The 25152-nt window shown below is 71.8% G+C and carries 17 protein-coding genes; 5 read left to right on the top strand and 12 right to left on the bottom strand.

Annotated features, from left to right (window positions below):
• Positions 1-6: 6 nt before the first annotated feature.
• The 4 genes from hemW to lepA all read right to left on the bottom strand — a co-directional run bounded on the left by hemW (position 7) and on the right by lepA (position 7518).
• Positions 7-1239 carry a radical SAM family heme chaperone HemW gene (gene hemW, locus ACGFZA_RS17140; protein ID WP_385270579.1) on the bottom strand — a complete coding sequence of 411 codons (1233 nt, stop codon included), beginning with the start codon at positions 1237-1239 and terminating at the stop codon, positions 7-9.
• 53 nt (positions 1240-1292) lie between these two features.
• On the bottom strand, positions 1293-3200 hold the full coding sequence (locus tag ACGFZA_RS17135) for a SpoIIE family protein phosphatase (protein ID WP_385271873.1): 1908 nt from the start codon (positions 3198-3200) through the stop codon (positions 1293-1295).
• A gap of 268 nt (positions 3201-3468) precedes the next feature.
• Positions 3469-5358 carry an AMP-dependent synthetase/ligase gene (locus ACGFZA_RS17130; protein WP_385270582.1) on the bottom strand — a complete coding sequence of 630 codons (1890 nt, stop codon included), beginning with the start codon at positions 5356-5358 and terminating at the stop codon, positions 3469-3471.
• 285 nt (positions 5359-5643) lie between these two features.
• A complete protein-coding gene (gene lepA / locus ACGFZA_RS17125) occupies positions 5644-7518 on the bottom strand; it encodes a translation elongation factor 4 (protein WP_393679905.1) in 1875 nt (624 codons plus the stop codon).
• A 214-nt stretch (positions 7519-7732) separates the two neighbouring features.
• On the opposite strand from lepA, the gene rpsT reads away from it, so the two are divergent.
• A complete protein-coding gene (rpsT, locus tag ACGFZA_RS17120; protein WP_266778644.1) occupies positions 7733-7999 on the top strand; it encodes a 30S ribosomal protein S20 in 267 nt (88 codons plus the stop codon).
• Positions 8000-8494: 495 nt separating this feature from the next.
• Here rpsT and holA read toward each other — a convergent pair whose 3' ends face one another.
• On the bottom strand, positions 8495-9481 hold the full coding sequence (holA, locus tag ACGFZA_RS17115) for a DNA polymerase III subunit delta (protein ID WP_385270589.1): 987 nt from the start codon (positions 9479-9481) through the stop codon (positions 8495-8497).
• A 77-nt stretch (positions 9482-9558) separates the two neighbouring features.
• On the opposite strand from holA, the gene ACGFZA_RS17110 reads away from it, so the two are divergent.
• Entirely contained in the window at positions 9559-9804 is a 246-nt protein-coding gene (locus ACGFZA_RS17110; protein ID WP_385270592.1) for a hypothetical protein, read from the top strand.
• Positions 9805-9876: 72 nt separating this feature from the next.
• On the opposite strand, the gene ACGFZA_RS17105 is transcribed toward ACGFZA_RS17110, so the two are convergent.
• Positions 9877-10761: a YceI family protein gene (locus ACGFZA_RS17105; RefSeq protein WP_393679902.1), complete on the bottom strand. Its 885-nt coding sequence runs from the start codon at positions 10759-10761 to the stop codon at positions 9877-9879.
• Between the two features lie 185 nt (positions 10762-10946).
• Positions 10947-11777, bottom strand: a complete 831-nt coding sequence (locus ACGFZA_RS17100; protein ID WP_385270598.1) for an arylamine N-acetyltransferase — start codon at positions 11775-11777, stop codon at positions 10947-10949.
• A gap of 101 nt (positions 11778-11878) precedes the next feature.
• Here ACGFZA_RS17100 and ACGFZA_RS17095 point away from each other — a divergent pair, with 101 nt between their 5' ends.
• On the top strand, positions 11879-12334 hold the full coding sequence (locus tag ACGFZA_RS17095) for a pyridoxamine 5'-phosphate oxidase family protein (protein ID WP_393679899.1): 456 nt from the start codon (positions 11879-11881) through the stop codon (positions 12332-12334).
• Positions 12335-12423: 89 nt separating this feature from the next.
• On the opposite strand, the gene ACGFZA_RS17090 is transcribed toward ACGFZA_RS17095, so the two are convergent.
• The 5 genes from ACGFZA_RS17090 to leuS all read right to left on the bottom strand — a co-directional run bounded on the left by ACGFZA_RS17090 (position 12424) and on the right by leuS (position 21783).
• Positions 12424-14991 carry a ComEC/Rec2 family competence protein gene (locus tag ACGFZA_RS17090; RefSeq protein WP_393679897.1) on the bottom strand — a complete coding sequence of 856 codons (2568 nt, stop codon included), beginning with the start codon at positions 14989-14991 and terminating at the stop codon, positions 12424-12426.
• The gene (locus ACGFZA_RS17085; RefSeq protein WP_385270773.1) at positions 14988-15674 is read right to left on the bottom strand and encodes a helix-hairpin-helix domain-containing protein; all 687 of its coding nucleotides are present in this window, start codon (positions 15672-15674) and stop codon (positions 14988-14990) included. Before ACGFZA_RS17085 ends, ACGFZA_RS17090 begins: the two co-directional genes overlap by 4 nt.
• Before the next feature lie 1020 nt (positions 15675-16694).
• Complete coding sequence (locus tag ACGFZA_RS17080) at positions 16695-17540, bottom strand: DegV family protein (RefSeq protein WP_393679895.1); 846 nt, start codon at positions 17538-17540, stop codon at positions 16695-16697.
• A gap of 202 nt (positions 17541-17742) precedes the next feature.
• Positions 17743-18489, bottom strand: coding sequence for a hypothetical protein (locus tag ACGFZA_RS17075; RefSeq protein ID WP_393679893.1), 747 nt, complete (start codon positions 18487-18489; stop codon positions 17743-17745).
• A gap of 420 nt (positions 18490-18909) precedes the next feature.
• On the bottom strand, positions 18910-21783 hold the full coding sequence (leuS, locus tag ACGFZA_RS17070; protein WP_385270782.1) for a leucine--tRNA ligase: 2874 nt from the start codon (positions 21781-21783) through the stop codon (positions 18910-18912).
• Positions 21784-22177: 394 nt separating this feature from the next.
• On the opposite strand from leuS, the gene ACGFZA_RS17065 reads away from it, so the two are divergent.
• Positions 22178-23518: a hypothetical protein gene (locus tag ACGFZA_RS17065; protein WP_393679890.1), complete on the top strand. Its 1341-nt coding sequence runs from the start codon at positions 22178-22180 to the stop codon at positions 23516-23518.
• Positions 23515-25092 (top strand): ferredoxin, encoded by a 1578-nt coding sequence (locus tag ACGFZA_RS17060; RefSeq protein ID WP_385270788.1) that lies wholly within the window; start codon positions 23515-23517, stop codon positions 25090-25092. Before ACGFZA_RS17065 ends, ACGFZA_RS17060 begins: the two co-directional genes overlap by 4 nt.
• The last annotated feature ends 60 nt before the right edge of the window (positions 25093-25152 follow it).

Here is a 25152-nt window from a genome sequence, read left to right as displayed (position 1 = left end):
GGGTCCTCAGTCCACGAGGTCCCGTACCACCGCGTCCGCCAGCAGCCGCCCCCTCAGGGTCAGCACCGCCCGGCCCTGCCCGTACGGTCCGGGCTCCAGCAGTCCGTCGTCCACCGCTCGCCCCGCCGCCGCGAGACCGGCCGGGGCGAGCAGCGACAGCGGGCAGCCGTCGACGAGCCGCAGCTCCAGCAGGATGCGCTCGACGCGCCGGTCCTCCGCGGAGAGGATCTCCCGGCCCGCGCCGGGCGAGCGTCCCTCGGCCAGCGCCTGTGCGTACGCCCCCGGGTGCTTCACGTTCCACCAGCGCACGCCGCCGACGTGGCTGTGCGCGCCGGGTCCGGCGCCCCACCAGTCGGCCCCGCGCCAGTACAGCTCGTTGTGCAGGCAGCGGCCCTCGGGGGTCCGGGCCCAGTTCGACACCTCGTACCAGGAGAAGCCCGCCGCGGCCATCGCCTCGTCCGCGATGAGGTAGCGGTCGGCGTGGGCGTCGTCGTCCGTCATCGGGATCTCGCCGCGCTTGATCCGGCGGGCCAGCTGGGTGCCCTCCTCGACGATCAGGGCGTACGCCGACACATGGTCGGGGCCGGCGCCGATCGCGGCGTCGAGGGAGGCGCGCCAGTCGTCGTCGGACTCGCCGGGGGTGCCGTAGATCAGGTCCAGGTTGACGTGCTCGAAGCCGGCCGCCCTGGCCTCGGCGACACAGGCCTCGGGCCGGCCCGGCGTGTGGGTGCGGTCGAGGATCTTCAGGACGTGCTGCCGGGCGCTCTGCATCCCGAAGGAGATCCGGTTGAAGCCGCCCTCGCGCAGTTCCTCCAGGTAGGCGGGTCCGACGGACTCCGGGTTGGCCTCGGTGGTGATCTCGGCGTCGTCGGCGAGCCCGAACTCCTCGCGGATGGCTCCCAGCATGCTGACCAGATCGGCGGCGGCCAGGAGGGTCGGCGTACCGCCGCCGACGAAGACCGTACGGACCTGGCGGGGGTCGTCGCCGAGGACCTTGCGGGCCTGGCGGACCTCGCCGATGAGGTGCGAGGCGTAGTTGTCGCGGGAGGCCAGCGCACCACCGGAACCCCGCAGCTCGGTCGCGGTGTAGGTGTTGAAGTCGCAGTAGCCGCAGCGGGTCGCGCAGTACGGCACGTGCAGGTAGAAGCCGAGCGGGCGTTCAGCGGCGCCTTCCAGGGCGTGGCGGGGCAGCGCCCCGTCGTCGGGCACGGGCTCACCATCGGGCAGTACGGAAGGCATACCGTCCATTGTCGCGCGCCGCCCGGCAACCGGACGCCACGCCCGGCGCGGGGTTACTGCGCCTGAAGGACCAGCAGGGCCAGATCGTCGTCCGGCGGGCGCTCGGCGAAGGCGTGCACGGCGTGCTTGATGCGGTCCGCGATCCCCTCCGCGGTCAGCCCCGCGCAGCCGGAGAGCGCCTGGGCCAGCCCGTCGCCGTCATCGAACATCAGCGGCCCCGAGCGCCGTTCCGTCACTCCGTCGGTGACGCACAGGAGGCTGTCGCCGGGGGCCAGGTCGAAGCTCTGGGTCTCGTACACGGCGTCGTCCATGACACCGAGAAGCAACTGGGGTTCGGCGGCCGGGCGCACCGTGCCGTCGGGGCGCAGCAGCAGCGGCAGCGGGTGCCCCGCACTGACCAGGGTGCAGCGCGCGCCGCCGCCGGCCAGCGGCACGAGCTCCCCGTACAGCAGGGACAGGAACCGGGACTGTCCGCTGTCCGCCGAGTGCTGGCCTCCGGCGGCGGCGACCATGAGCGCGGCCGCCTCGGCGGCCTCCATCGCGTCGTCGAGGAGCAGCCGGTTGAGGCGGACCAGGACCTCGTCGGCCTGGAAGCCTTCCCGGGCCAGCAGCCGCAGCCAGGGGCGGGCCAGCCCGGTCACGACGGCCGCTTCGGGGCCGCTGCCCTGGACGTCGCCGAGGACGAAGCACCAGCGGTCGCCCGGGCACGGGAAGATGTCGTAGAAGTCACCCCCGACCACGCCGTCGTCGCTGGGCTCGTAGACCAGGGAGCTGACGACGCCCGGTATGTCGGCGACCTTGCTGGGCAGCAGTCCGCGCTGGAGGATGCGGCTGATGGTGGCCTGGCGGGTGTAGGCGCGGGCGGCGCCGACGGCGAGACCGACCCTGCGTACGAAGTCCTCGATGAGCGCCGTGACCTCGTCGGGGACGCGGGCGATGCCTTCACGGCCGAGGTAGACGGCGCCGAGGGTGCGGCCGCCCGAGGTGATCCGGTAGGCGAGGGCGACACCTTCGGCCCCGTCCGGCTGTCCGCCGTCCTCGACGCTGCCGGGCCACGGCATGGAGACGGGTCCGGTCCCGACCCGCTCGGGAAGCCGGAGGGGGTCGCCCTCCAGCAGGGTGCGCAGCGGCTGGATCCGGGTCTCGTCGACGTGCCAGACCTTGGCGAGCCGCGGGACGGCCGCACGCCCCGCGGTCTCGGGTTCCAGCCAGATCGCGCACCAGTCGGCGAGCCGCGGGACGAGTAACTGTCCGGCGAGGGCGGCCACGATGTCCTCGTCGAGCTGGCCGGCCAGCAGGTCCGAGGCCTCGGCGAGGAACGACAGCGCCCCGCGGCCCGCCCAGTCCGCGTCGTCGCGCAGGGCGCGGCGGGCGGTGGGGGCGAGGAGTTCGGCGGCGCGCAGTCCGCGCTGGAATCCGGCCTCCGGGCGGGCGTCGGGGAAGGGGTTCCAGTCGTCGACGGGGAGCCGGGCCCAGACGGTCTTGAGGCCGGTGCGGTAGGTGATGCCCCAGCGTTCGGCGAGGGTGGCGACGAGCTCCAGGCCGCGCCCGTACTCGGCGGGCTCCCCCGGCCCATCCTCGCCTCCGGGGCCGTTCTCCTCGGGCCGGTCGCTGCGCACGGCACGGGCCGGGTGGTGGTCGGAGACCTCCAGGACGAGGGCGGAGGCCTCGTCCTCGGTCGCCTCCTCCAGCCGGAAGAGCAGTTCGACGTTGGTCCCGGCGTGCACGACGGCGTTGGTGACGAGTTCGCTGACGACGACCGCCGCGTCGTCGGACAGCCGCTCGCTGAAGCCGACGGCCGCGGGCAGTCCGAGCCCGCTCCACTCGGCGAGGGCCGCCGCGACGAACCGCCGGGCCGCGGAAGGCGCGAGCAGGTTCCCGGGCAGGCTCGTCCGGGCGACGGGCTGTGCGCCCGTGGACGCGCCAGTGGTTCCGGGACGTTGCACGATGTCCCGCTGCAAGGGAATGGACCCCACAGGGCGGCTCCTGACCTGTTCTCGCTCTGTCTGTTCTCCGTCAGGGTCTGTGTCGAGTTGCCCCGCGACGCCACGGGGTAACTCGGTACAGGCCCTATGCGCCGCTGACGACACGGACAGAGTGACAGATCGGCCCCTCGCATACGCGACGAGTTACGGAAGTGGGTAGGAGAACACAGCCCCCGGACGAGGTCCGGCCCCCGCGTCCGTGACGCGGGGGCCGGTTGCCGGGAGCAGGCCGTAAGGCCGGCCGCTACGCCTCGCGGGAGCCCGCGTACATGCCGTCGATCAGGTCCTTGTAGATGCGCTCGACGACCGGCCGCTTCAGCTTGAGGCTGGGGGTGACCTCGCCGTGCTCGATGTCGAGGTCGCGCGGGAGCAGCCGGAACTGCTTGATGGTCTGCCAGCGCTGCAGCCCCTCGTTGAGGCGCTTCACGTAGCCGTCGATGAGCGCGACGGTCTGCGGGGAGGACACGACGTCCGCGTACGACTTCCCCTCCATGCCGTTCTCGGCGGCCCAGCCGAGGATGGTCGGCTCGTCGAGGGCGATGAGCGCGGTGCAGAAGTTACGGTCCGCGCCGTGCACCAGGATGTTGGAGACGAACGGGCAGACCGCCTTGAACTGGCCCTCGACCTCGGCCGGCGCGATGTACTTGCCGCCGGACGTCTTGATCAGGTCCTTCTTGCGGTCGGTGATCCGCAGATAGCCGTCCACGGACAGTTCGCCGATGTCGCCGGTGTGGAACCAGCCGTCGGCCTCCAGCACCTCGGCCGACTTCTCCGGCAGCCCCTGGTACCCCTGCATCACGCCGGGGCTGCGCAGGAGGATCTCGCCGTCGTCGGCGATCCGGACCTCGGTGCCGGGCAGGGGCTTGCCGACGGTGCCGGTGCGATAGGCCTCGCCCGGGTTGACGAAGGACGCCGCGCTCGTCTCGGTGAGGCCGTAGCCCTCCAGGATGTGGATGCCGGCGCCGGCGAAGAAGAAGCCGATCTCGGGGGCGAGTGCGGCGGAGCCGGAGATGCAGGCGCGGAGCCGGCCGCCGAACGCCTCGCGGATCTTGGCGAAGACGAGGGTGTCGGCCACCTTGTGCTTGGCGCCGAGCGCGAAGGGCACGGAGGCGGTGCCGGTGCGCCGGAAGTTGTCCTGGGAGACCTTCGCGTACTCGCGGGCGACCCCGGCCGCCCAGAGGAAGATCTTGTACTTGGCCCCGCCACCGGCGCGGGCCTTGGCCGCGACGCCGTTGTAGACCTTCTCGAAGATGCGCGGGACGGCCGCCATGTACGTCGGCTGGACGATGGGCAGGTTCTCGATGATCTTGTCGACCCGGCCGTCGACGGCGGTCACGTGTCCCGCCTCGATCTGGCCGGAGGTGAGGACCTTGCCGAAGACGTGCGCGAGCGGCAGCCAGAGGTACTGGACGTCGTCCTTGCTGATCAGCCCGGTGGCGAGGATCGCCTTGGCCATGTACGACCAGTTGTCGTGCGGCAGCCGTACGCCCTTGGGGCGGCCGGTGGTGCCCGAGGTGTAGATGAGGGTCGCCAGCTGCTCGGGGGTGATCGCGTCGACCCGCTCGGTGATCGCGGCCGGGTTCTTCGCCAGGTGCTCGGTGCCCAGGGCCTCCAGGTCGGCCAGCGTGAGCAGCCAGCCCTCCGGGTCGCCCTCGGCCGGTCCGGCGCCCTCGGCGTCGATGACGACGACGTGCGCGAGGTTCGGCAGCTCGGCGCGGCGCTCGCGGGCCTTGGCCAGCTGCGCGGCGTCCTCGGCGATCAGCACCCTGCTCTCGGAGTCGGCGAGGATGAACGCCGACTCCTCCGCGTTCGTCGAGGGGTAGATCGTGGTGGTCGCGGCGCCCGCGCACATGACCCCGAGGTCGGTCAGGATCCATTCGACCCGGGTGCTCGCGGCGAGTGCGACGCGCTCCTCCGGTTGCACGCCCAGAGCGATCAGCCCGGCCGCCACGGCATAGACCCGTTCGGCGGCCTGCGCCCAGCTGAGCGACTTCCACTCGTCGGGACCCTCACCGGCGGCCGCGGGGACGGGGTAGCGGTAGGCCTCTCCGTCCGGGGTGGCTGCCACCCGGTCGATGAAGAGGGTCGCCACGGAGGGCGGACGGTTCTCGATCATGGTCTGTGTGTCGCTCACGACATCCTCCGGGCCTGCGGCAGTGCTTCACGACGGGCTGCTGGTTGCGGTGCGCTCTCCGCTTACGTCTGCGTGCTTGATCCTGCTTGTTTAACTGGCGAGTAACTACGAAGCCGTGATCAGAGTAAAGCGCCCGCGCGCCCCGCGTAAGAGGCAGCGGGACGCCGCTTCATAACGAACGGGCCCCCGCGGCGCAGCGTTCTGCGATGCGGGGACCCGTGCGTCTACCGGCCGGTAGGACGTGGGGGCGAAGCGCCGTGCCGCCTCTCGCCCCACGCCTCCGTACTACTTCTTGGCCTTGGTCTCCCCGGCGGACTCGTCGGTCGACAGCACGGAGATGAACGCGTCCTGCGGCACCTCCACGTTGCCGACCATCTTCATCCGCTTCTTGCCTTCCTTCTGCTTCTCCAGCAGCTTCCGCTTACGGGAGATGTCACCGCCGTAGCACTTGGCGAGGACGTCCTTGCGGATGGCGCGGACCGTCTCACGGGCGATGACCCGGGAGCCGATGGCCGCCTGGATCGGCACCTCGAAGTTCTGCCGCGGGATGAGCTTCTGCAGCTTGGCGACGAGCCGGACGCCGTACGCGTACGCCTTGTCCTTGTGCGTGACCGCGGAGAAGGCGTCGACCTTGTCGCCGTGCAGCAGGATGTCGACCTTGACGAGCTGGGCGGACTGCTCACCGGTGGGCTCGTAGTCGAGCGAGGCGTAACCCCGGGTCTTGGACTTCAGCTGGTCGAAGAAGTCGAAGACGATCTCGGCGAGCGGCAGGGTGTAGCGGATCTCGACCCGGTCCTCGGAGAGGTAGTCCATGCCGAGGAGGGTGCCGCGGCGCTGCTGGCAGAGCTCCATGATCGCGCCGATGAACTCGCTGGGCGCCAGGACCGTGGCCCGGACGACCGGCTCGTGCACCTTGTCGATCTTGCCCTCGGGGAATTCACTCGGGTTGGTGACGGTGTGCTCGGTACCGTCCTCCATCTCGACGCGGTAGACCACGTTGGGGGCGGTCGCGATGAGGTCGAGACCGAACTCGCGCTCCAGCCGCTCGCGGACCACGTCGAGGTGGAGCAGGCCGAGGAAGCCGACGCGGAAGCCGAAACCGAGCGCGGCGGAGGTCTCCGGCTCGTACACCAGGGCGGCGTCGTTGAGCTGGAGCTTGTCCAGCGCCTCGCGCAGGTCCGGGTAGTCCGATCCGTCCAGCGGGTACAGACCCGAGAACACCATCGGCTTGGGGTCCTTGTAACCGCCCAGCGCCTCGCTCGCCCCGTTGTTCAGGGAGGTGATCGTGTCACCGACCTTGGACTGCCGGACGTCCTTCACACCGGTGATGATGTAGCCGACCTCACCGACGCCGATGCCGTCGGACGGGGTCATCTCCGGGGAGGACACCCCGATCTCCAGCAGCTCGTGGGTGGCTCCGGTCGACATCATCCGGATGCGCTCACGCTTGTTCAGCTGGCCGTCGACGACACGGACGTACGTGACGACACCGCGGTACGCGTCGTAGACGGAGTCGAAGATCATCGCGCGGGCCGGGGCATCGGCCTTGCCGACGGGCGCCGGGACGTCCCGGACCACCCGGTCCAGCAGCGCGTCCACGCCGACCCCGGTCTTCGCGGAGACCTTGAGGACGTCCTCCGGCTGGCAGCCGATGAGGTTGGCCAGCTCCTCGGAGAACTTCTCGGGCTGGGCGGCCGGCAGGTCGATCTTGTTGAGCACCGGGACGATGGTGAGGTCGTTCTCCATCGCCAGGTAGAGGTTGGCCAGCGTCTGGGCCTCGATGCCCTGCGCGGCGTCGACCAGCAGGACCGTGCCCTCACAGGCAGCCAGCGACCGGGAGACCTCGTAGGTGAAGTCGACGTGTCCCGGAGTGTCGATCATGTTGAGGATGTGGGTGCTGCCCTCGCCCTCGCCGGTCGTGGGAGCCCAGGGCAGTCGCACCGCCTGTGACTTGATGGTGATGCCACGCTCGCGCTCGATGTCCATCCGGTCGAGGTACTGAGCGCGCATCTGCCGCTGGTCGACCACACCGGTCAGCTGGAGCATCCGGTCGGCAAGGGTCGACTTGCCGTGGTCGATGTGCGCGATGATGCAGAAATTGCGGATCAGCGCCGGGTCGGTACGGCTCGGCTCGGGCACGTGGAGAGGAGTCGCGGGCACGCAGGGTCCTGATTCTTGAGACGCCGAACGCCGTGTCTCGGGTCGATGTCGGGTCGGTCGGATCTGTACGTAGCCTCCATCGTCCCACGCCTGCGGGGTGAAGACCGGTTTGGGCCGGTCGGAGTGCGGCTGCTACCGTGGACAGCTGTGCCTCGTGGCTCTCGGGCCGCAAGGACACACATCGAAGATCCAACGAACCTGAAAAGGCTCTTTCGTGGCGAACATCAAGTCCCAGATCAAGCGGAACAAGACGAACGAGAAGGCGCGCCTGCGTAACAAGGCCGTCAAGTCCTCGCTCAAGACCGCGATCCGCAAGGCCCGCGAGGCCGTCGTTGCGGGCGACGTCGAGAAGGCCACTGTGGCCGTTCGCGACGCTTCGCGCGCTCTCGACAAGGCTGTCTCGAAGGGTGTCATCCACAAGAACGCCGCCGCCAACAAGAAGTCGGCGCTGGCCACCAAGGTTGCCACCCTCCAGGGCTGAGCATTCTGATGTGATCGCCGGAACGGACCAAGCGGGCCCTCTCTCCCGCTCCTGACCGGCACCCCGCGCCGCACACCGAACCTGCGTTCGCCACGCGGGTGCGGCGCACCAAGCACAGAACGAAGGCCCCGGTCGTCCCCCTCCCCAGGGGGTCGACCGGGGCCTTCGGCATGCCCGTGCGTGTGCGTGTGCGTGTGCGCGGGAGCGGGGCTCTTGTGTGAGCTCGGGGCTCGCGCGTGGCATTGCAGCGGGGCTCGCACGCGGCGTTGCAGCGGGCCGTTGCAGCGGGGCTCGCACCGTGAGGGCTGGAGGGTGCGGTGCATCCAGCGCGACCGACTCCAGTCGGCCGGCGATCGAGGACGCCAGTACCGCAGCTTCAAGCCCGTCCGGCGACTGCAGACGCCCGAACAGCACGTTCGAGCCCGCTCGGCCGTTGAGGGAATGCCCCGGCCTTCCGGGAACCCGCACCCGCCGGGCCCACCAACCCGCCGGGGCCTATCGCCCAGCCCGCGCGGCCCGGGCCACCGCGACCACGGCCTTCTCCAGCGCGTACTCCGGGTCGTCACCGCCGCCCTTGACGCCCGCGTCGGCGTCCGCGACCGCCCGCAGTGCCACCGCTACCCCGTCCGGCGTCCATCCCCGCATCTGCTGGCGCACGCGGTCGATCTTCCAGGGGGGCATGCCCAGCTCACGGGCAAGATCCGCCGGCCGCCCCCCGCGTGCCGACGAGAGCTTGCCGATCGCCCTAACCCCCTGGGCGAGTGCGCTGGTGATCAGGACCGGGGCCACACCGGTCGACAGTGACCAGCGCAGGGCCTCCAGGGCCTCCGCGGCCCGCCCCTCGACCGCGCGGTCGGCGACCGTGAAGCTCGACGCCTCCGCGCGCCCCGTGTAGTAGCGCCCGACGACGGCTTCGTCGATCGTGCCTTCGACGTCCGCGACAAGTTGTGACGCCGCACTCGCCAGCTCCCGCAGATCACTGCCGATGGAGTCGACCAGCGCCTGGCACGCCTCGGGCGTGGCGGAGCGTCCGAGCGTCCGGAACTCGCCCCGTACGAAGGAGAGGCGCTCGGCGGGCTTGGTGGTCTTCGGACACGCCACCTCTCGCGCTCCGGCCTTGCGCGCCGCGTCGAGCAGTCCCTTGCCCTTGGCGCCGCCCGCGTGCAGCAGCATGAGGGTGATCTCCTCGACCGGGTCGTCGAGATACTTCTTGACGTCCTTGATCGTGTCGGCGGAGAGATCCTGCGCGTTGCGCACGATCACCACCTTGCGCTCGGCGAAGAGCGAAGGGCTCGTCAGCTCGGCGAGAGTGCCCGGCTGGAGCTGGTCGGAGGTGAGGTCCCGGACGTCCGTGTCGGCGTCGGCTGCCCGGGCCGCCGCCACCACCTGCTGCACGGCGCGGTCCAGGAGCAGGTCCTCCTGCCCCACGGCGAGCGTGAGAGGGGCGAGCGGGTCGTCGGTGGAATTCCTTCTGGTGGCCATCGCCGTCCAGCATCCCACGGGCCACTGACAGCCGGGCTGCGGCCGGGGCCCCTCGGCACGTACCCGAGAATGGGCGGGTGAGCGATGTGAGACATGTACTGGTGCTGCCCGACCGCGATGCCGCGGAGGAGGCGGCCGAAGAGCTGCACGACCGGTTCGGGGTCGCCGAGGAGCCGCAGCTCGTACGCGACGCACTGGCCGGTGAGGACGACGCCGAGGACGCCCAGTGGCTGGTGGTCGTGGAGGATCCGGACCGGCGCCTGGACTCCACGGCACTCGATGCGTTCGCCGCCGAGTACGAGGGCTGGCTGGAGGCTCCCTGAGCGCTGTCCCGGAGTGGCTGCTCCGGGACAGCGCTCCGAGGTGGTGCCCGAAGGCGGGCACCACCGGGTCGGTCAGCTCTTCGGAACGATCTGGATGTCCATGTCGATGGAGATGCTGGAGCCGACCGCGGCGATGCCACGGGCCAGCATCGTCTGCCAGGTGAGGGTGAAGTCCTCACGGTGCAGCTCGGTGGTGGCGCGGCAGGCGGCGCGGGTCTCGCCCTCCAGGCCGTTGCCGATGCCGAGGTACTGGGTGTCCAACGTCACCGTGCGGCTCACCCCGTGCAGGGTGAGCGCACCGCTCACACCCCAGCGGGTGCCGCCCCGGTGCACGAAACGGTCGCTGTAGAACTCCAGCGTCGGATAGCGGCCCACGTCGAGGAAGTCGCCCGAGCGCAGGTGGTCGTCGCGCATCTGGACGTTCGTGTCGATCGAGGCCGCGTCGATGATCACGTGCATCGCCGAGTTCTCCATGCGGTCGGCGATCCGGACCGCACCGGCGAAGTTGTTGAACCGGCCGTGGATGCGGGCCATCCCGATGTGCCGGGCCGTGAAACCGATCTGGGAGTGCATCGGCTCGATCTCCCACTCGCCCGGGTCGGGCAGTTGCGGGGGTGCGGAGACCTGCAGGGTCACATCGCCCAGGCCCGCGTGAGCGCCTTCTGAAACCGCGGCCGAACCGTGGAACGGGGTGAACCCCTCCGCCGTGACAGCCAGCCGGTAATCCCCCGCCGGCACCGTGGCGAGGACATTGCCGAACGGGTCCGTCTCCCCGCCGACGATCTTGCGTCCCGCAGCATCCGTGACAATGAACTCCGCCTGCCGCACCGCCTCGTTGACGGGGTCGAGCACCCGGCAGCTGAGGACACCCGCGGAGTCCGGTACGGCAAGTCCGGCGAGGGCGTTGCCGCGTACGGCACCCGTCGCACCCTTGTTTCCGAGCCAACGGCCGAACATCTCCACGCACTCCCGGGGGCGGTTTCACCTCGGGCCGGAGAACTGGACGTCGTTGTCGGAGCAGCGGCCCGCCGACGAGCATGCATTCGATCACCATTGTGGCGTTCGAGGCAAACAGAGCAGCTCGCATGAACTTGGGTGGAGGTGTTACCGAAGGTCCGAATTGATCGTTCCGTTTGTGTGTGTCACCCATTCGGCGCGGAAACGGCGACACCTCCTTCGGGCGGAAGCCGTTCGAGGAGCACTCCGAAGTGGTCGCGGTAGGCGGCGAGTACTTCCTCGTCGCTTCCCAGCCGCGTCTCGTGGCGCTCCGTGCCCACCGTCGTAAGCAGCCGTCGGCCTTTGAGTGTGATCCGCCCGGTGACGGTGAAGCGCGAGCAGACCGGCGACCGGGTGAAACCGGAATCGGGTGAGGTCCGGTGGTACCAGGCTCCGGCCCGGAAGTCGTCCAGCGCACGGGGCCGCGGGTCCAGCCGGAACTGGGGCACGCCATCCCGCAGCACTTCGACGTCCCCGTAGTCCTCGCCACCCCCGGCGGGGGCCTGCGCGATCCGGAAGGTGCCGCGCGGGTCCACCTGGTCCGTGCGGTCGTCGAGCACGAGAGGCTGCTGGGCGTGGTCGCCGAAGCCGACATCGGCGAGCCAGGGCCCGGTGCCGTCATCCGTCTCGACCCGCAGCGCCATGTGGTCGTACGGGATGCCGAGCCGCCCTGCTTCACCGTGGACCCGCGCCTGGAGCAGCGTGACGCGGAAGCCGAGCGACCGCAGCAATACGGCGAAGGCGCCGTTGAGTTCGTAGCAGAACCCGCCGCGCCGGTCCGCCACGACCTTGTCGAGGAGCGCCTCCTCCTCCAGCACGATGTCCTCGCCGAGGTGGATCGAGAGGTTCTCGAAGGGCACGGCGACGAGGTGGCGCAGTTGCAGCTCGCGCAGCGCCTCGGCATCGGGCCGGGCGGGGCGGACGGTGCCGATGCGCGCCAGGTAGGCGTCGATGGTCTGCGGAAGGTGCGGGTCCATGCGGGCAGTCTGTCCCGGGGAGCGGCGGCCTGCCATAAGCCGGTGGTCGTAGGTCCGGCGACGGAGGTGCGATGCGGGGCGCCTTCACTAGCGTGACGGCCATGACCAGTCCTGAGCCGGCGCGCAGCCGCGAACAGCGCAAGCAGGATGTACTCGATCACCTGGAGAAGGACACGGACGCCTGGGTGTCGACCGCCTCGGCCGACGGAGTACCGACTCTGGTGCCGCTTTCGTTCGTGTGGGACCGGGGGACCTTGCTGATGGCCACCCGGCGTACCAATCCGACGGCCGTCAACGTGACGCCGGACGGGCGGGCCAGAATCGCACTGGGCCCCACCCGCGATGTGGTCCTCATCGAGGCGACGGTGGAGGTCGTCGAGGGCGCGGACCTTCCTGCGGAGTCGGGCGACGCGTTCGCCGCGAAGCTCGACTGGGATGTGCGGGGCCGTACCTCCTGGGTGTACCTGCGTTTCACTCCGTACGCGGTGAGAGCGTGGCGGGAGGCGAACGAACTCGCCGGACGCGAACTGATGGCGGACGGCCGATGGCTGGAGTGAACGCCCGGTCATGACCGCCCCACCGCCCTCAGCTCCGGCCCGGCCGCCGACGGCCGCCCCACTACCGGCAAACCCGGCCCGGTGCACCGTCATGACCGCCCCACCGCCCTCAGCCCCGGCCCGGCACCCGTCACCGCGATCGCACCGTCCCGGTCGGTGCGGAGGACCACCGCTCCCCCGGATCTGAGCGCCTCGACCGTCCGCGCGGCAGGGTGCCCGTACGGATTGTCCCGGCCCACGCTCACCAGCGCGAGCCTCGGGTGTGTGCTGCGGAGCAGTGCCGCGTCCTGGTGCGCGGAGCCATGGTGGGCGACCTTGAGCACATCCACCCTCGGCAACGCGGGGCTGCTGCGCAACAGGCCCTGCTGGGACGGAGGTTCGAGGTCGCCGAGGAGGAGCAGCGTGATCCCGCCGGTCCGTACGAGCAGGGTGACGCTGGCGTCGTTCGGCTCCTCCGATAGGGGCCCGGCGGCTGGGCCCGTCGCGGTGGTCGGGCCTCCCGGCGGCCACAGCACCTGCCATGTGAGCGCTCCGATCCGGCGCCGCTCACCAAGGGCGGCGCCCGTCACGGGGATGCCGGCCGCCGCGGCCGTTCTCCGGACGAACGCCGCCTGTTCCGGGGGTTCGTCCAGGTTCGTCGTCTGGATCGTGCCCACCGTTCTGCCCCGCAGCACACCGGGCAGGCCGCGCACGTGGTCGGCGTGGAAGTGGGTGAGCAGCAGCAGTGGGATGCGGGTGACGGCCAGGTCGCGCAGGCACCGGTCGGCGAGCCGGGGATCGGGTCCGGCGTCGACGACCACACCCGCACCGGGGCCCGCCGCGAGCACCACGGCATCCCCCTGACCGACGTCGCACATCGCGAGCGCCCAGCCGGGCGGCGGCCATCCGGTCAGCACCCGGGTCAGTGGCACCGGCCGGAGCACGGCCAGGACGAGCAGCAGTGCGGCGGCCGAACAGAGCCAGGGATGGCGCCCGATGCGCCGCGCGAACAGCACCAGGAGCACGGTCAGCGCGGCCAGCAGCAGCGCCCCCGGCCGCCCGTCGGGCCAGTCGGCCTCCGCCCCGGGGAGCCCGGCTCCGGTCCGGGCCACGGCGGCGATCCACTCCGTCGGCCACCCCGCCACCCGGGCGAGCAGCTCGGCGCCCGCCATGGTCACCGGCGCCAGGGCCAGCACGGCGAACCCGAGCACCGTGGCGGGCGCCACCGCGAACTCGGCCAGCAGATTGCACGGGATCGCCACCAGACTCACCCGGGAGGCGAGCAGCACCACGACGGGCGAGCACACGGCCTGCGCCGCAGCCGCGGCAGCCAGCGCCTCCGCCAACCGCACGGGCACCCGGCGTCGTTGCAGCGCCTCGCTCCATCGCGGGGCCAGGGTCAGGAGGGCGCCGGTGGCGAGCACCGACAGCACGAAGCCGTAACTGCGCGCCAGCCATGGGTCGTAGAGCACCAAGAGCAGAACAGCGGCGGCCAGCGCGGGAATCAACGATCTGCGCCGCCCGGTACCAATGGCCAGCAGAGTGATCAGACCGCAGGCCGCAGCCCGCAGCACGCTCGGTTCCGGCCGGCACACGAGCACGAAGGCGAGGGTGAGTCCGCCGCCGAGCAGAGCGGTCCCCCGCAGGGAGATGCCCCACGCGGGTGCCAGTCCGCGGCGTTCGACGCGCAGGGCGCTGCCGGGCGGTCCGATGAGCAGGACGAGCAGGATCGCCAGGTTGGCACCCGACACCGCCATGAGGTGGGTGAGGTCGGTCGCCCGGAATGCCTCGTGCAGTTCCGGTGTGACGCGCGTGGTGTCGCCGACGACCAGTCCGGGCAGGAGCGCCCGCGCATCGGGGCCGAGCCCCTCCGTCGCCGTACGCAGGCCCGCCCGCAATCCGCCCGCCGTGCGCTGGAGCCGGCTCGGCGGGCCGATGACGCGGGGCGGCCCCTTTCCTTCGGCGCGCAACACGGCGGTGGCGCGCTCCCCGCCGTGCAGTGGCGGGGCCAGCCGGCCGCTGACCCGCAGCCGCGTGGAGGGAAGCAGCCGTTGCCACTGTCCGGCAGCACCTGCGGGCGTGACGATGACCAGTACCGGCGTACGCAGCCGGACGGCTGTACCACCGGGTCTCGCCAGCCGGACGATCTCCCCGTCCAGGAGCAGGGAGGCGGGGGTGCTGTGGTCGCCGCGCACTCGGGGGGCCGTGCGGCGGGCATCGGAGGTCAGGGTGACCTCCGCGTCGATGCGCGCGAACCGCCCGGCCAGCCCGGGCACCGGCCCCTGTCGCGCATCGGCCCTGTGCAGACCGGCGGAGGCCGCCCCGGCTGCCGCGCAGAGCAGCACCGCCGCGACAGCCGTGGTGTGCAGCCGCCATCGGCCACCGCCGCCGCTCTCCTCATGGTCCTTCCCAGCCGCGAACCCCACCGCGAACCCCGCGCGGAAGGGCGGGCGGAAGTCCGGGCGGAAGCCGGGTACGGCCAGGAGGACCATGGCTGCCCCGACGCAGAACACCACGCCCACCGCCACCCAGTGGCCGGGCGCGTCCAGGGCCGGTGCGGCGCCCGCCCAGGCCGCCAGGGCCGGCGGGACCAGCCGCAGGTCGACCGGACCTTCCTGTCGCGGGTGGGAGCTGCCCAGCCGACGGCCCGATGCCGTGTGGACGTCCTGGGCACTCACGGTCGCACCAGTGGCTGGAGATCGGTGAATCGGCGGTCGCCGATGCCGTTGACTTCGCGGAGCTCGTCGACGGACCGGAAACCTCCGTGCTGGGTGCGGTAGTCGATGATGTGCTGGGCGAGCACGGGACCGACGCCCGGCAGGGTATCGAGCTGTTCCACCGTCGCGGTGTTGAGGCTCACCGGTCCGGCGGCGGTGGGGGCGACGCCCCCAGCGCCTGCGGCGGGCGGGCCTGGCGGGGCGCCCACGATGATCTGTTCCCCGTCCATGAGAACCCGGGCCCGGTTGAGGCTGTCGAGGTCCACCCCCGGCCGGGCCCCACCCGCCACGCGCAGCGCGTCGGCGACCCTGGCTCCGGCCGGCAGCCGGTGGATCCCGGGCCGTCTCACCTTCCCGCTCACGTCCACCACGACCTGACCGCCCGGACCGGTGGCGGGTGGCGTCCCGGGAGACGGCTCCGGCGTGCCGGGCCCACCCGCGCCACCGTCCTCCTCCAGCTCCGCCATGGGCGCGTGCACGGCCTCGCCGACGTGCTCCGGAGCTCGTACGGATGCGGGGCGCTCGGACCAGAAATGCATCGCGGCGAACACCGCTGCAGCGACCAGGACGACGGTGAGCGCGGCCAGGGTCCTGGGCTCCAGGCCGCACCTGAGCTGGAGCCACAGCGGCAGTCGTTCCCGCACCGCCGGAAGTGCCCTCCGCAGCCAATCCGCGCTCACCGGACGGGAATCCGGAACCCGGCCCCCCGACGAGGCAGGTGCGTCCGCCATCGCAGACACGAGCGGCGACGACGCCACTCCGGACGCGGACGCGGGCCTGGCCGCGGACGCAGGAACGAACGCAGGCGCAGGCGCACAGCTGGCCGCGGACGCGGACGCGGACGCAGACCCGGACCCGGCTGCGGCGGCCGCGCGCATCGCCGCCCGCGGCACTACCGGCGCCGCGGGTGCACCCCCCGCCCGCGGCACTACCGGCGGCGCGGGTGCACCCCCGTGTTCCGCCCCCGCTGAGGAAGGAGCTACCGCTGAGGAGCGAGAACCCAGCGCCGTACGCGCCGCCCTCGCCGTTCCCGTAGCCATCTCCGGGTCAGCCACCCCCGCCGTTCCCGTAGCCATCTCCGGTCCCGCCACCATCGCCCCATCGGCCGTCGGCGAACTCCCGCCCATCGCCGCATCGGCCGTCGGCGAAGCCCTGCCCACCCCCGCCTCCAGCCCCGCGCCCACCCCCACCACCGGCCGCGCGACCCGCCCCCCGTAGCCGCCGGCCATCAGCGCGTCCGCTCGACTGCGCGAAGCTGCGGCCGCGGCGGTGCGCCCCCTCGCCCGCCGCCGGCCCGGCCCGGTGCCCGCACCGCTCCGGGCCCGACCGTCCGAGGCCGGGACGCGCCCCGGCCCGCTACCGGGTCCTGACCCGCCCCAGGACGAGGACCCGCCGAATGGGCGGCTGACGATGGCGATGCCGCTGCCACGCCCACCGCCGTCGGGGCGGCTGACGCGGCCGCTGCCGGCACGATTGGTTGCACGATGTGATCGGGAAGCCATGCCTCATGACGCTAGGCACTTCTGCCAGAACCCGCTGAGCACAGCCAATTCCGGTGGAAAACCACGCCGTTGTGCATAACTCCACCACTCCGGAGAGCGACGAACCGACGAGTGACGTCAGCGAGCGCGAGAGGTCGGCGACGCGAGGTCGGCAACGCGAGGTCACCGAGGCGAAATAACCGCTCCCAGCAGCCCGGGACCCGTGTGTGCGCCGATGACCGCGCCCACCTCGCTGACATGTAGGTCGACCAGGCCGGGAACCCGCTCGCGCAGCCGCTCGGCCAGTCGCTCGGCTCGCTCCGGGGCCGCGAGGTGATGCACAGCGATGTCCACCTGCCCGCCACCCGCCCGCTCGGCGACGATCTCTTCCAGCCGCGCGATGGCCTTGGAGGCAGTCCGTACCTTCTCCAGCAGTTCGATCCGGCCGCCGTCCAGCTGAAGGAGCGGTTTCACGGCCAGGGCCGAACCGAGCAGGGCCTGCGCGGCGCCGATCCGGCCGCCTCGTCTCAGGTAGTCGAGTGTGTCGACGTAGAAGTAGGCCGACGTGCCGGCGGCGCGCTTCTCGGCGGCGGCCACCGCTTCGTCCGCGCTGCCGCCCGCCTCCGCGGTCTCCGCCGCTGCCAGGGCGCAGAACCCGAGGGCCATGGCGACCATCCCGGTGTCCACCACCCGCACCGGAACCGGCGCGTCCTTCGCCGCGAGGAGGGCCGCGTCGTACGTGCCGGAGAACTCCGCCGACAGATGCAGCGAGACGATGGCACTCGCTCCCGCGTCGGCGGCCGCGCGGTAGGCGGCGGCGAAGACCTCGGGACTGGGCCGTGAAGTCGTCACAGAGCGGCGCTTCTGGAGGGCCAGCGCGAGGGAGCGGGCTGAGATCTCGGTGCCCTCCTCCAGCGCCTGATCACCGAGAACGACGGTCAGTGGCACTGCGGTGATGCCATGCCGTTCCATCGCCTGGGGCGGCAGGTAGGCCGTTGAATCGGTGACGATCGCGACATGGCGGGACATGAGCGGGAGATTACCTGCCGAGGAGGCGGCTCGGCAGTCCGACCCCGACCGAATGATCAGTTCCGGTCGCTACGGACCGCATCCTGCCATCCCTGTTCACCTGCGGTCCTGACGGGTCGCTGTCTGTGCCCGCGCCGACAGCCCGAGAAGATCACATGGGCCGGACGGCGTCGGGGCCGGACTGCGTCAAGGCCGGACGGCTTCAGTTCGTGGTCTCCGGACGTGCTGTCTTCTGCCACGGATATCCCGTCCGCAGCCGGGGATCCGGCGCCGTGATGGCCTGCGGAGTCCCCTCGTCCCCCGCCTGGCCCCCGGCGGGCGGTTCCTGAACTCGGTGCGCCGGATCCCCGACCGGCGGTTCCTGAACGCGGCCTGCGGGACGCCCCGGTTCCGGCGACGGCTCCTCCGTCGTCCAGTGCCGCAACGCCCCGGCCTCCACGTCGATCTGCACGTTCAGCGCCGCGAGGTCGTCCTCGGCGAACTGCCGGGCCCGGTCCCGGGCCGCCCATCGCAGCGACTCCGCGGCGTGCGTGATCCGCTCGGTGCGCTCCTTCAGGCCGGGCAGCAGGGAGGCGACCGTCGCCTTGTCGGGTTCCCGCTCCAGGCGCTTCAGGTCAGCGTCCAGCTCGTGGCCGTGCACCCCCAGGCGCTGGAACAGACCCAGCGACTCGGAGAGCGAGGCGTCCTCGGCCACGCCCGACTGCAGCGCCTCCTGGGTGGCGCGCATCGAGGTGCGCAGCGAGAGGCGGAGCTGCGCCAGCTCGCCGCCGACGCCCACCTGCCCGTAGCTCTTGGCCCGCAGCGTGGTGTCCTCCACCGTGCGGCGCGCCTGCGTGATCGTGCGGTCCACGCCGCGTTTGGCCGCTCCGACGACCTTGACGGCCGCATAGACGCCCAGCGCCATGAAAACGACGACGAGCAGCGCCAGAATCAGGATCACGGCTTCCATGAGCGCCCCTCGGATGGTGTGACGGCTGACGGCACGGTTTCACCCGCCCCTCCACCGTAAACGGAACGGGCAGGCGGAGGGTTCCATTGGAACCCCCAACCTGCCCGTAGGGGAAAGCCCTCACAACCGGAAAGCCCTCACCACTGAACGCCCGCGCACCCGCCCGGTCTCCCGCACGCCCACCCGGTCTCCCGCGCACCCGCCCGGTCTCCCGCACGCCCACCCGGTCTCCCGCACACCCGCCCGGTCTCCCGCGCACCCGCCCGGTCTCCCGCACGCCCGCCCGGTCGTCCACGCAGCTGCCAAGCCGTGCGCGCAGCCGCCCAGCCATCACTCAGCCATCCAGCCATCCAGCCACCCGCCCAGCCGTGCACGCACTGCCCCGACGAAGACGGCGGCCACCGATCAGGCCGGCACGATCTAGGCCGGCACGATGTTCACCAGCTTCGGCGCCCGGACGATCACCTTGCGGATACCCGCCCCGTCCAGTGCCGCGACGACGGCCGGGTCCGCCAGGGCCAGCGCCTCCAGCTCCGCGTCCGTGATCGACGGGGAGATCTCCAGGCGCGCCTTGACCTTGCCCTTGATCTGGACGACGCAGGTCACGGTCTCGTCCACGACGTACGCCGGGTCGGCGACCGGGAAGTCCTGGTGCACGACCGACTCGCTGTGGCCCAGCCGGCGCCACAGCTCCTCGGCGATGTGCGGCGCCAGCGGCGCCACCAGCAGCACCAGGGCCTCGGCGACGGAGCGCGGCAGCGGACCGCCGGCCTTGGTCAGGTGGTTGTTCAGCTCGGTGACCTTGGCGATGGCGGTGTTGAAGCGCATCCCGGCCATGTCGCCGCCGACGCCGTCGATCGCCTTGTGCAGGGCGCGCAGGGTGTCCTCGCCGGGCTCCGTGTCGACGACGGTGACCTCGCCGCTCTCCTCGTCGACGACGTTGCGCCACAGCCGCTGCAGCAGCCGGTACTGGCCGACGACCGCGCGGGTGTCCCAGGGGCGCGACACGTCCAGGGGGCCCATGGCCATCTCGTACAGACGCAGGGTGTCCGCGCCGTACTCGCCGCAGATCTCGTCGGGCGTCACGGCGTTCTTCAGGGACTTGCCCATCTTGCCCAGGACGCGGGAGACCTTCTCGCCCTCGTAGTAGTACGCCCCGTCGCGCTCCTCGACCTCGGCCGCCGGGACGGCGATGCCGCGGCTGTCCCGGTAGACGAAGGCCTGGATCATGCCCTGGTTGTACAGCTTGTGGAAGGGCTCGGCGGAGGAGACGTGGCCCAGGTCGTGCAGCACCTTGGACCAGAAGCGCGCGTACAGCAGGTGCAGCACGGCGTGCTCGGCGCCGCCCACGTACAGGTCGACACCACCGGTCGGCTGCCCCTCGCGCGGCCCCATCCAGTACTGCTCGATCGCCGGGTCGACCAGCTGCTCGCTGTTGTTCGGGTCCAGGTAGCGCAGCTCGTACCAGCAGGAACCGGCCCAGTTGGGCATGGTGTTGGTCTCGCGGCGGTACTTCTTCGGGCCGGCGCCGTCGCCCAGGTCCAGCGTGACGTTGACCCAGTCGGCGTTGCGCGACAGCGGGGTCTCGGGCTGGGTGTCGGCGTCGTCCGGGTCGAAGGTGCGCGGCGAGTAGTCGTCGACCTCCGGCAGCTCCAGCGGCAGCATCGACTCGGGCAGCGGGTGGGCGATGCCCTCCTCGTCGTACACGATCGGGAAGGGCTCGCCCCAGTAGCGCTGACGGCTGAACAGCCAGTCGCGCAGCCGGAAGTTGACGGTGCCCTCGCCGACGCCGTGCTCCTTCAGCCACTCGGTGATCCGGGCCTTCGCTTCGACGACGCCCAGGCCGTCCAGCGAGATCTCGTCGTTCGCGGAGTTGACCAGCTTCGCCTCGTACGAGCCGAAGGCGTCCTCCCACGTGGAGGCGTCCGTGCCGCGGTCGTCCGACGGCTCGACGACACAGCGCATCGGCAGCTCGAAGGCGCGCGCGAAGGCGAAGTCGCGGGCGTCGTGCGCCGGTACGGCCATGATCGCGCCGGTGCCGTAGCCCATCAGCACGTAGTCGGCGATGAAGACGGGGACCCGCTCGCCGCTGACCGGGTTGGTCGCGTACGCGCCGGTGAAGACGCCGGTCTTGTCCTTGGCCTCGGCCTGCCGCTCCACGTCGGACTTGGCGGCGGCCTGCTTGCGGTAGGCGGTGACGGCCTCGGCCGGGCTTGCGTGGCCGCCGGTCCACACGGGGTGGGTGCCGTCGGGCCAGGCGGCCGGAATGATCCGCTCGACCAGCTCGTGCTCCGGCGCCAGCACCATGTAGGTGGCGCCGAACAGGGTGTCCTGGCGGGTGGTGAAGACGGTGATGCTGCCCGCGCCGTCGACCGGGAAGTCGACGCGCGCGCCCTCGGACCGGCCGATCCAGTTGCGCTGCTGCAGCTTGATGGCCTCGGGCCAGTCCAGGCCGTCCAGGTCGTTCAGCAGGCGGTCGGCGTAGGCGGTGATGCGCATGTTCCACTGGCGCAGCTTGGCCTTGAAGACGGGGAAGTTGCCGCGCTCGGAGCGGCCGTCCGCCGTGACCTCCTCGTTGGCCAGGACGGTGCCCAGGCCGGGCGACCAGTTGACGGGCGCGTCGGAGGCGTAGGCCAGCCGGTAGTCACTCAGGACGTCGGCGCGCTCGGAGGCGCTCAGCGCGCTCCAGTCGCGGCCGTCCGGGGTCGGGCGCTCGCCGGACTCGAACTGGGCGACCAGCTCGGTGATCGGCCGGGCGCGGTCCGCGTCGGTGTCGTACCAGGAGTTGAAGATCTGCAGGAAGATCCACTGGGTCCACTTGTAGTACTCCGACTCGATCGTGGCGAACGAGCGGCGCTTGTCGTGGCCCAGACCCAGCCGGCGCAGCTGCGCCGTCATGTTCTCGATGTTGGCCTCGGTCGAGATCCGCGGGTGCGTGCCGGTCTGTACGGCGTACTGCTCCGCGGGCAGGCCGAACGCGTCGAAGCCCAGGGTGTGCAGCACGTTGTGGCCGGTCATCCGCTGGTGACGGGCGAAGACATCGGTGGCGATGTAGCCCAGCGGGTGGCCCACGTGCAGCCCCGCACCCGAGGGGTACGGGAACATGTCCATGATGAATTTCTTCGGCTTGGCGGCCAGCTCCGGGTCGCCCGCCAGGTCGCCGGTGGGGTTGGGCGCCTCGTAGGTGCCCTCGGCGTCCCAGAAGTCCTGCCAGCGTGCCTCGATGTCGGCGGCCATCGCTGCCGTATAGCGGTGCGGCGCAGCAACGTCGGCTGCGGAATTCGTCTCGCTCATGATCCTCAAAGCTCCATCGATCGTCATCTGCCGGCGCCCACGTCTACGGACACGCGTCTACGGAAACGAAAAAGCCCCTCGCACAGGAGGGGACGCCGCGCTGATGCCGACCAGGCATTCTCACCGGTCGGGACTGATCAGCGCGGCTCGCTAAGCAGAAGGCGTACGGCACGCATGGCGTCAGGGTACCGCACAGGCCCGGTACCCATCCGGGCACCGCCGAACCGTGGACACGGCAGGGGGCGAACCCCGCGGCAGAACGTCCGGGAAGCGTGGGTTACTCCGCGTAATGCCCTCTATCGGGGCAACCACTCAAACCTCGTACTGACCGGTATGGAGCGCCTTAGCATGCGGCAACGGGACCGCTTTGCCGAGCCATTCGGAGTCGCCCCCCATGAACCCTCATCGCAAGATCCGCTCATCGGCCGCCCCGCTCCAGGGGCCGAGCCGTCACGTACAGGGCGGGCTGACCGTCGCTGTGCTGGTTCTCCTGCCGCTCCTCGCCGTGGCGGGCAGCGACGGCCTGCGCGCCACGCTCGACTTCACGACCGGTGTCCTCTCGCTGGTCTCGCTCACCGCAGCGGTGGGCTGGGGCCTGCTCGCCACCGACCGGCTGTTCCTCTCCTCCCGTCAGCGGCTGGTCGGCCAGGCCGTCCACCGCACCGCCGCGGCCGCCTCGCTTGCCTTCCTGCTGCTCCATGTCACGGTGAAGGTCTCGCTGGGGCATGTGGCGCTGCTCGGCGCCCTCGTACCCTTCGGTCTCGGGGTCGGCGGTACGGCGGGGCTGATCGGTTTCGGCGCGCTGGCCGGTCTGCTGATGGTGGTGGCGGCGGCGACGGGCGCGCTGCGCAGCGCCTTCGCCACCCCGAGCAGGGTCGCCGGACGCTGGCGGGCGCTGCACGCGTTGTCCTACCCGGCCTGGTGCGCCGCGCTGGTGCACGGCCTGTACGCGGGCCGGCCGCCGGCGGTCTGGGTCGTCGTGATGTACAGCCTGTGCCTGGTCGCCGTGGCGGCCGTGCTGGGCCTGCGCACACTGCCGCCGCCGGCGAAGCGGCGGGTCTCCGCACTGATCACCGCCCTGATCAAGCCGGACACCCTGCCCGCCGAACCGGATCCGGTGACCCGGGAGGCCCCGCTGCCCGGTGCGGACGCCGCGGCCGTGCCGGGGCCGTACGGGACGGACGCCCCCGGCACCGGTCGGGACGGGCTCGGAAGGGGGGTGCGGGGCACGCCGCTTCCCGCGTCGTTCGCGCACCCCCGGACTACGCTGCCCGCACCCGCCCCGCCGCTGTACGAGGCCCCGCCGCGCAGCTCCGACCGCCTCACGACGGACCCGCTCCCCAGCACGTCCGGCAGGCTGACGGGCCCCGGGCCCGGGATCGCCGCCGGCTACCGCGCGGTCTCGTCGCCCGCCGGGACCGCCGACCGCCGGCAGCGGTCCGGGCCCTCGACGCCGACGCCGACGCCCGCCCAGCCACCCCGGGCAATGCGCCCGCCGCCCGAGCCCACGGGATCCGGGCGCCCCTCGTACACCGCGTACGAGCCCCCCGCCCCGTCCTTCGAACCCGTGCGGGCGCAGGCCGCCCCCCACACCACCGCCCAGGAAGCTCCGTACACCCCCCGGGGAGCGACCGCTCCGCTGCCCGCCGTCGGCGACACGGCACCGCTCCCGGGGCCGTTCTACCCGCCCCCGGCCGGAGAACCCTGGACCGCACCCGCAGGAGACCGACCGTGAACATCCCCCTCCCCGACGTCCCCGAAGTCCGCGTCGTCGGCCTCCCCCAACTGACCAGCGGCTTCGACCTGGTGGAGCGGCTCGACCTCGGCATGCATCTGAAGGTGCACGGACCGCTGGAGCCGATGACCGGCGAACGCCTGGCGGAACTCGCCGAATCCATCGCGCTGAACGGCCGCGGCGGTGCCGGATTCCCCTTCGGCAGAAAGCTGCGGGCGGTCGCCAAGGCATCCATCCGGCGGGGTGTACGGCCGGTCGTCGTGATCAACGGCAGCGAGGGCGAGCCCGCCTGCCGCAAGGACACGGTGCTGCTCAACCGCGCACCGCACCTCATCCTGGACGGCGCCCTGCTCGCGGCCGAGGCTCTCGGCGCACGCACGCTGATCGTCGCCGTCACCCGCAATTCCACGGAGATCTCGGTGCGCTCCGCGCTGGCCGAGCGGGGTCTGTCGGACCGGCGCGGCCAGCCGTTGCGGGCCCGGGTGGTGCGGACCCCGGAGCGGATGGTCTCGGGTGAGGCCTCGGCCGTCATCCGGGCGGCGTCCGGCGGTCCCGCCCTGCCGCCGGGGCGCCGCGAACGAGCCGCCGAGTCGGGCGTCGGCGGCGCTCCCACCCTGCTGTCGAACGCGGAGACGTACGCGCAACTCGCCGTCGCCGCCCGCATAGGTGCCCGGCGTTACGGGAACACCGGCCTGCCCGACGAGCCCGGCACGGTACTCCTCACCCTCTCCGGCGCGGTCGCGCGCCCGATGGTCGTCGAGGTGCCGACGGGTGTGCCGCTGCGGTACGTGCTCCAGCTGGCCGGCGCGCCTCCGCAGCCGCAGGGCGTGCTGACGGGCGGCTATCACGGCAACTGGATCAGCGCGCACGCCATGCACGACGCCGTCGTCTCCCGGGAGTCGCTGGCAGCGGCGGGGGGCGCGCTGGGAGCGGGTGCGATCCTGCCGATCGGACCGGAGACCTGCCCGCTCGGCGAGTCGCTGCGCGTGGCGAACTGGCTGGCCGCCGAGACCGCCGGTCAGTGCGGTCCGTGCAAGCTCGGGCTGCCGGCCGCCGCCGGCGGGCTCTCCGACGTGCTGAACGGGGGTGGTCCCGCGGCTCTGGCGGCGCTGCGCGAGGTGACACTGGCGGTCAAGGGGCGGGGTGCCTGCAAGCATCCGGACGGTTCGGCGCGCTTTCTGTCGTCCACGCTCTCCGCGTTCACCGACGACCTGGCCGCGCATGTGCTGGACGGCGGCTGCGGCCGCGAGACGTCCGGGGTACTCCCTCTTCCCGCACCTGGGTACCAGGATGTGGAGGAGTCCATTCCGAGTGGCGAGAGGCTTGCCGTGGACTGGACGCTCTGCCGGGGTCACGGTCTCTGCGCAGATATCGTCCCGGAGCTGATCCGGCTGGGCCCCGACGGGTACCCGGCACTCGCGGACGCCGCGGTTCCGATGCATCTGCGCGGGCGCGCGCAGCGTGCCGTACGCCGTTGCCCCGCCCTGGCACTCCGGATCGAACAACAGGCTCCCGAACGGCCCGCCCTGCCTCCGGGCACGGGCCGGAAGGCGCTGGGCAGCGGCCGGAGTTGAGCTTCCGGCCTTCCTGACGCAAAACGACTGGTGGGCCATCCGAATCGGATGGCCCACCAG

This window comes from Streptomyces sp. NPDC048211 (genome assembly GCF_043202315.1).
Taxonomy (GTDB): domain Bacteria; phylum Actinomycetota; class Actinomycetes; order Streptomycetales; family Streptomycetaceae; genus Streptomyces.
This window is presented reverse-complemented; position numbering and strand designations above follow the sequence as displayed.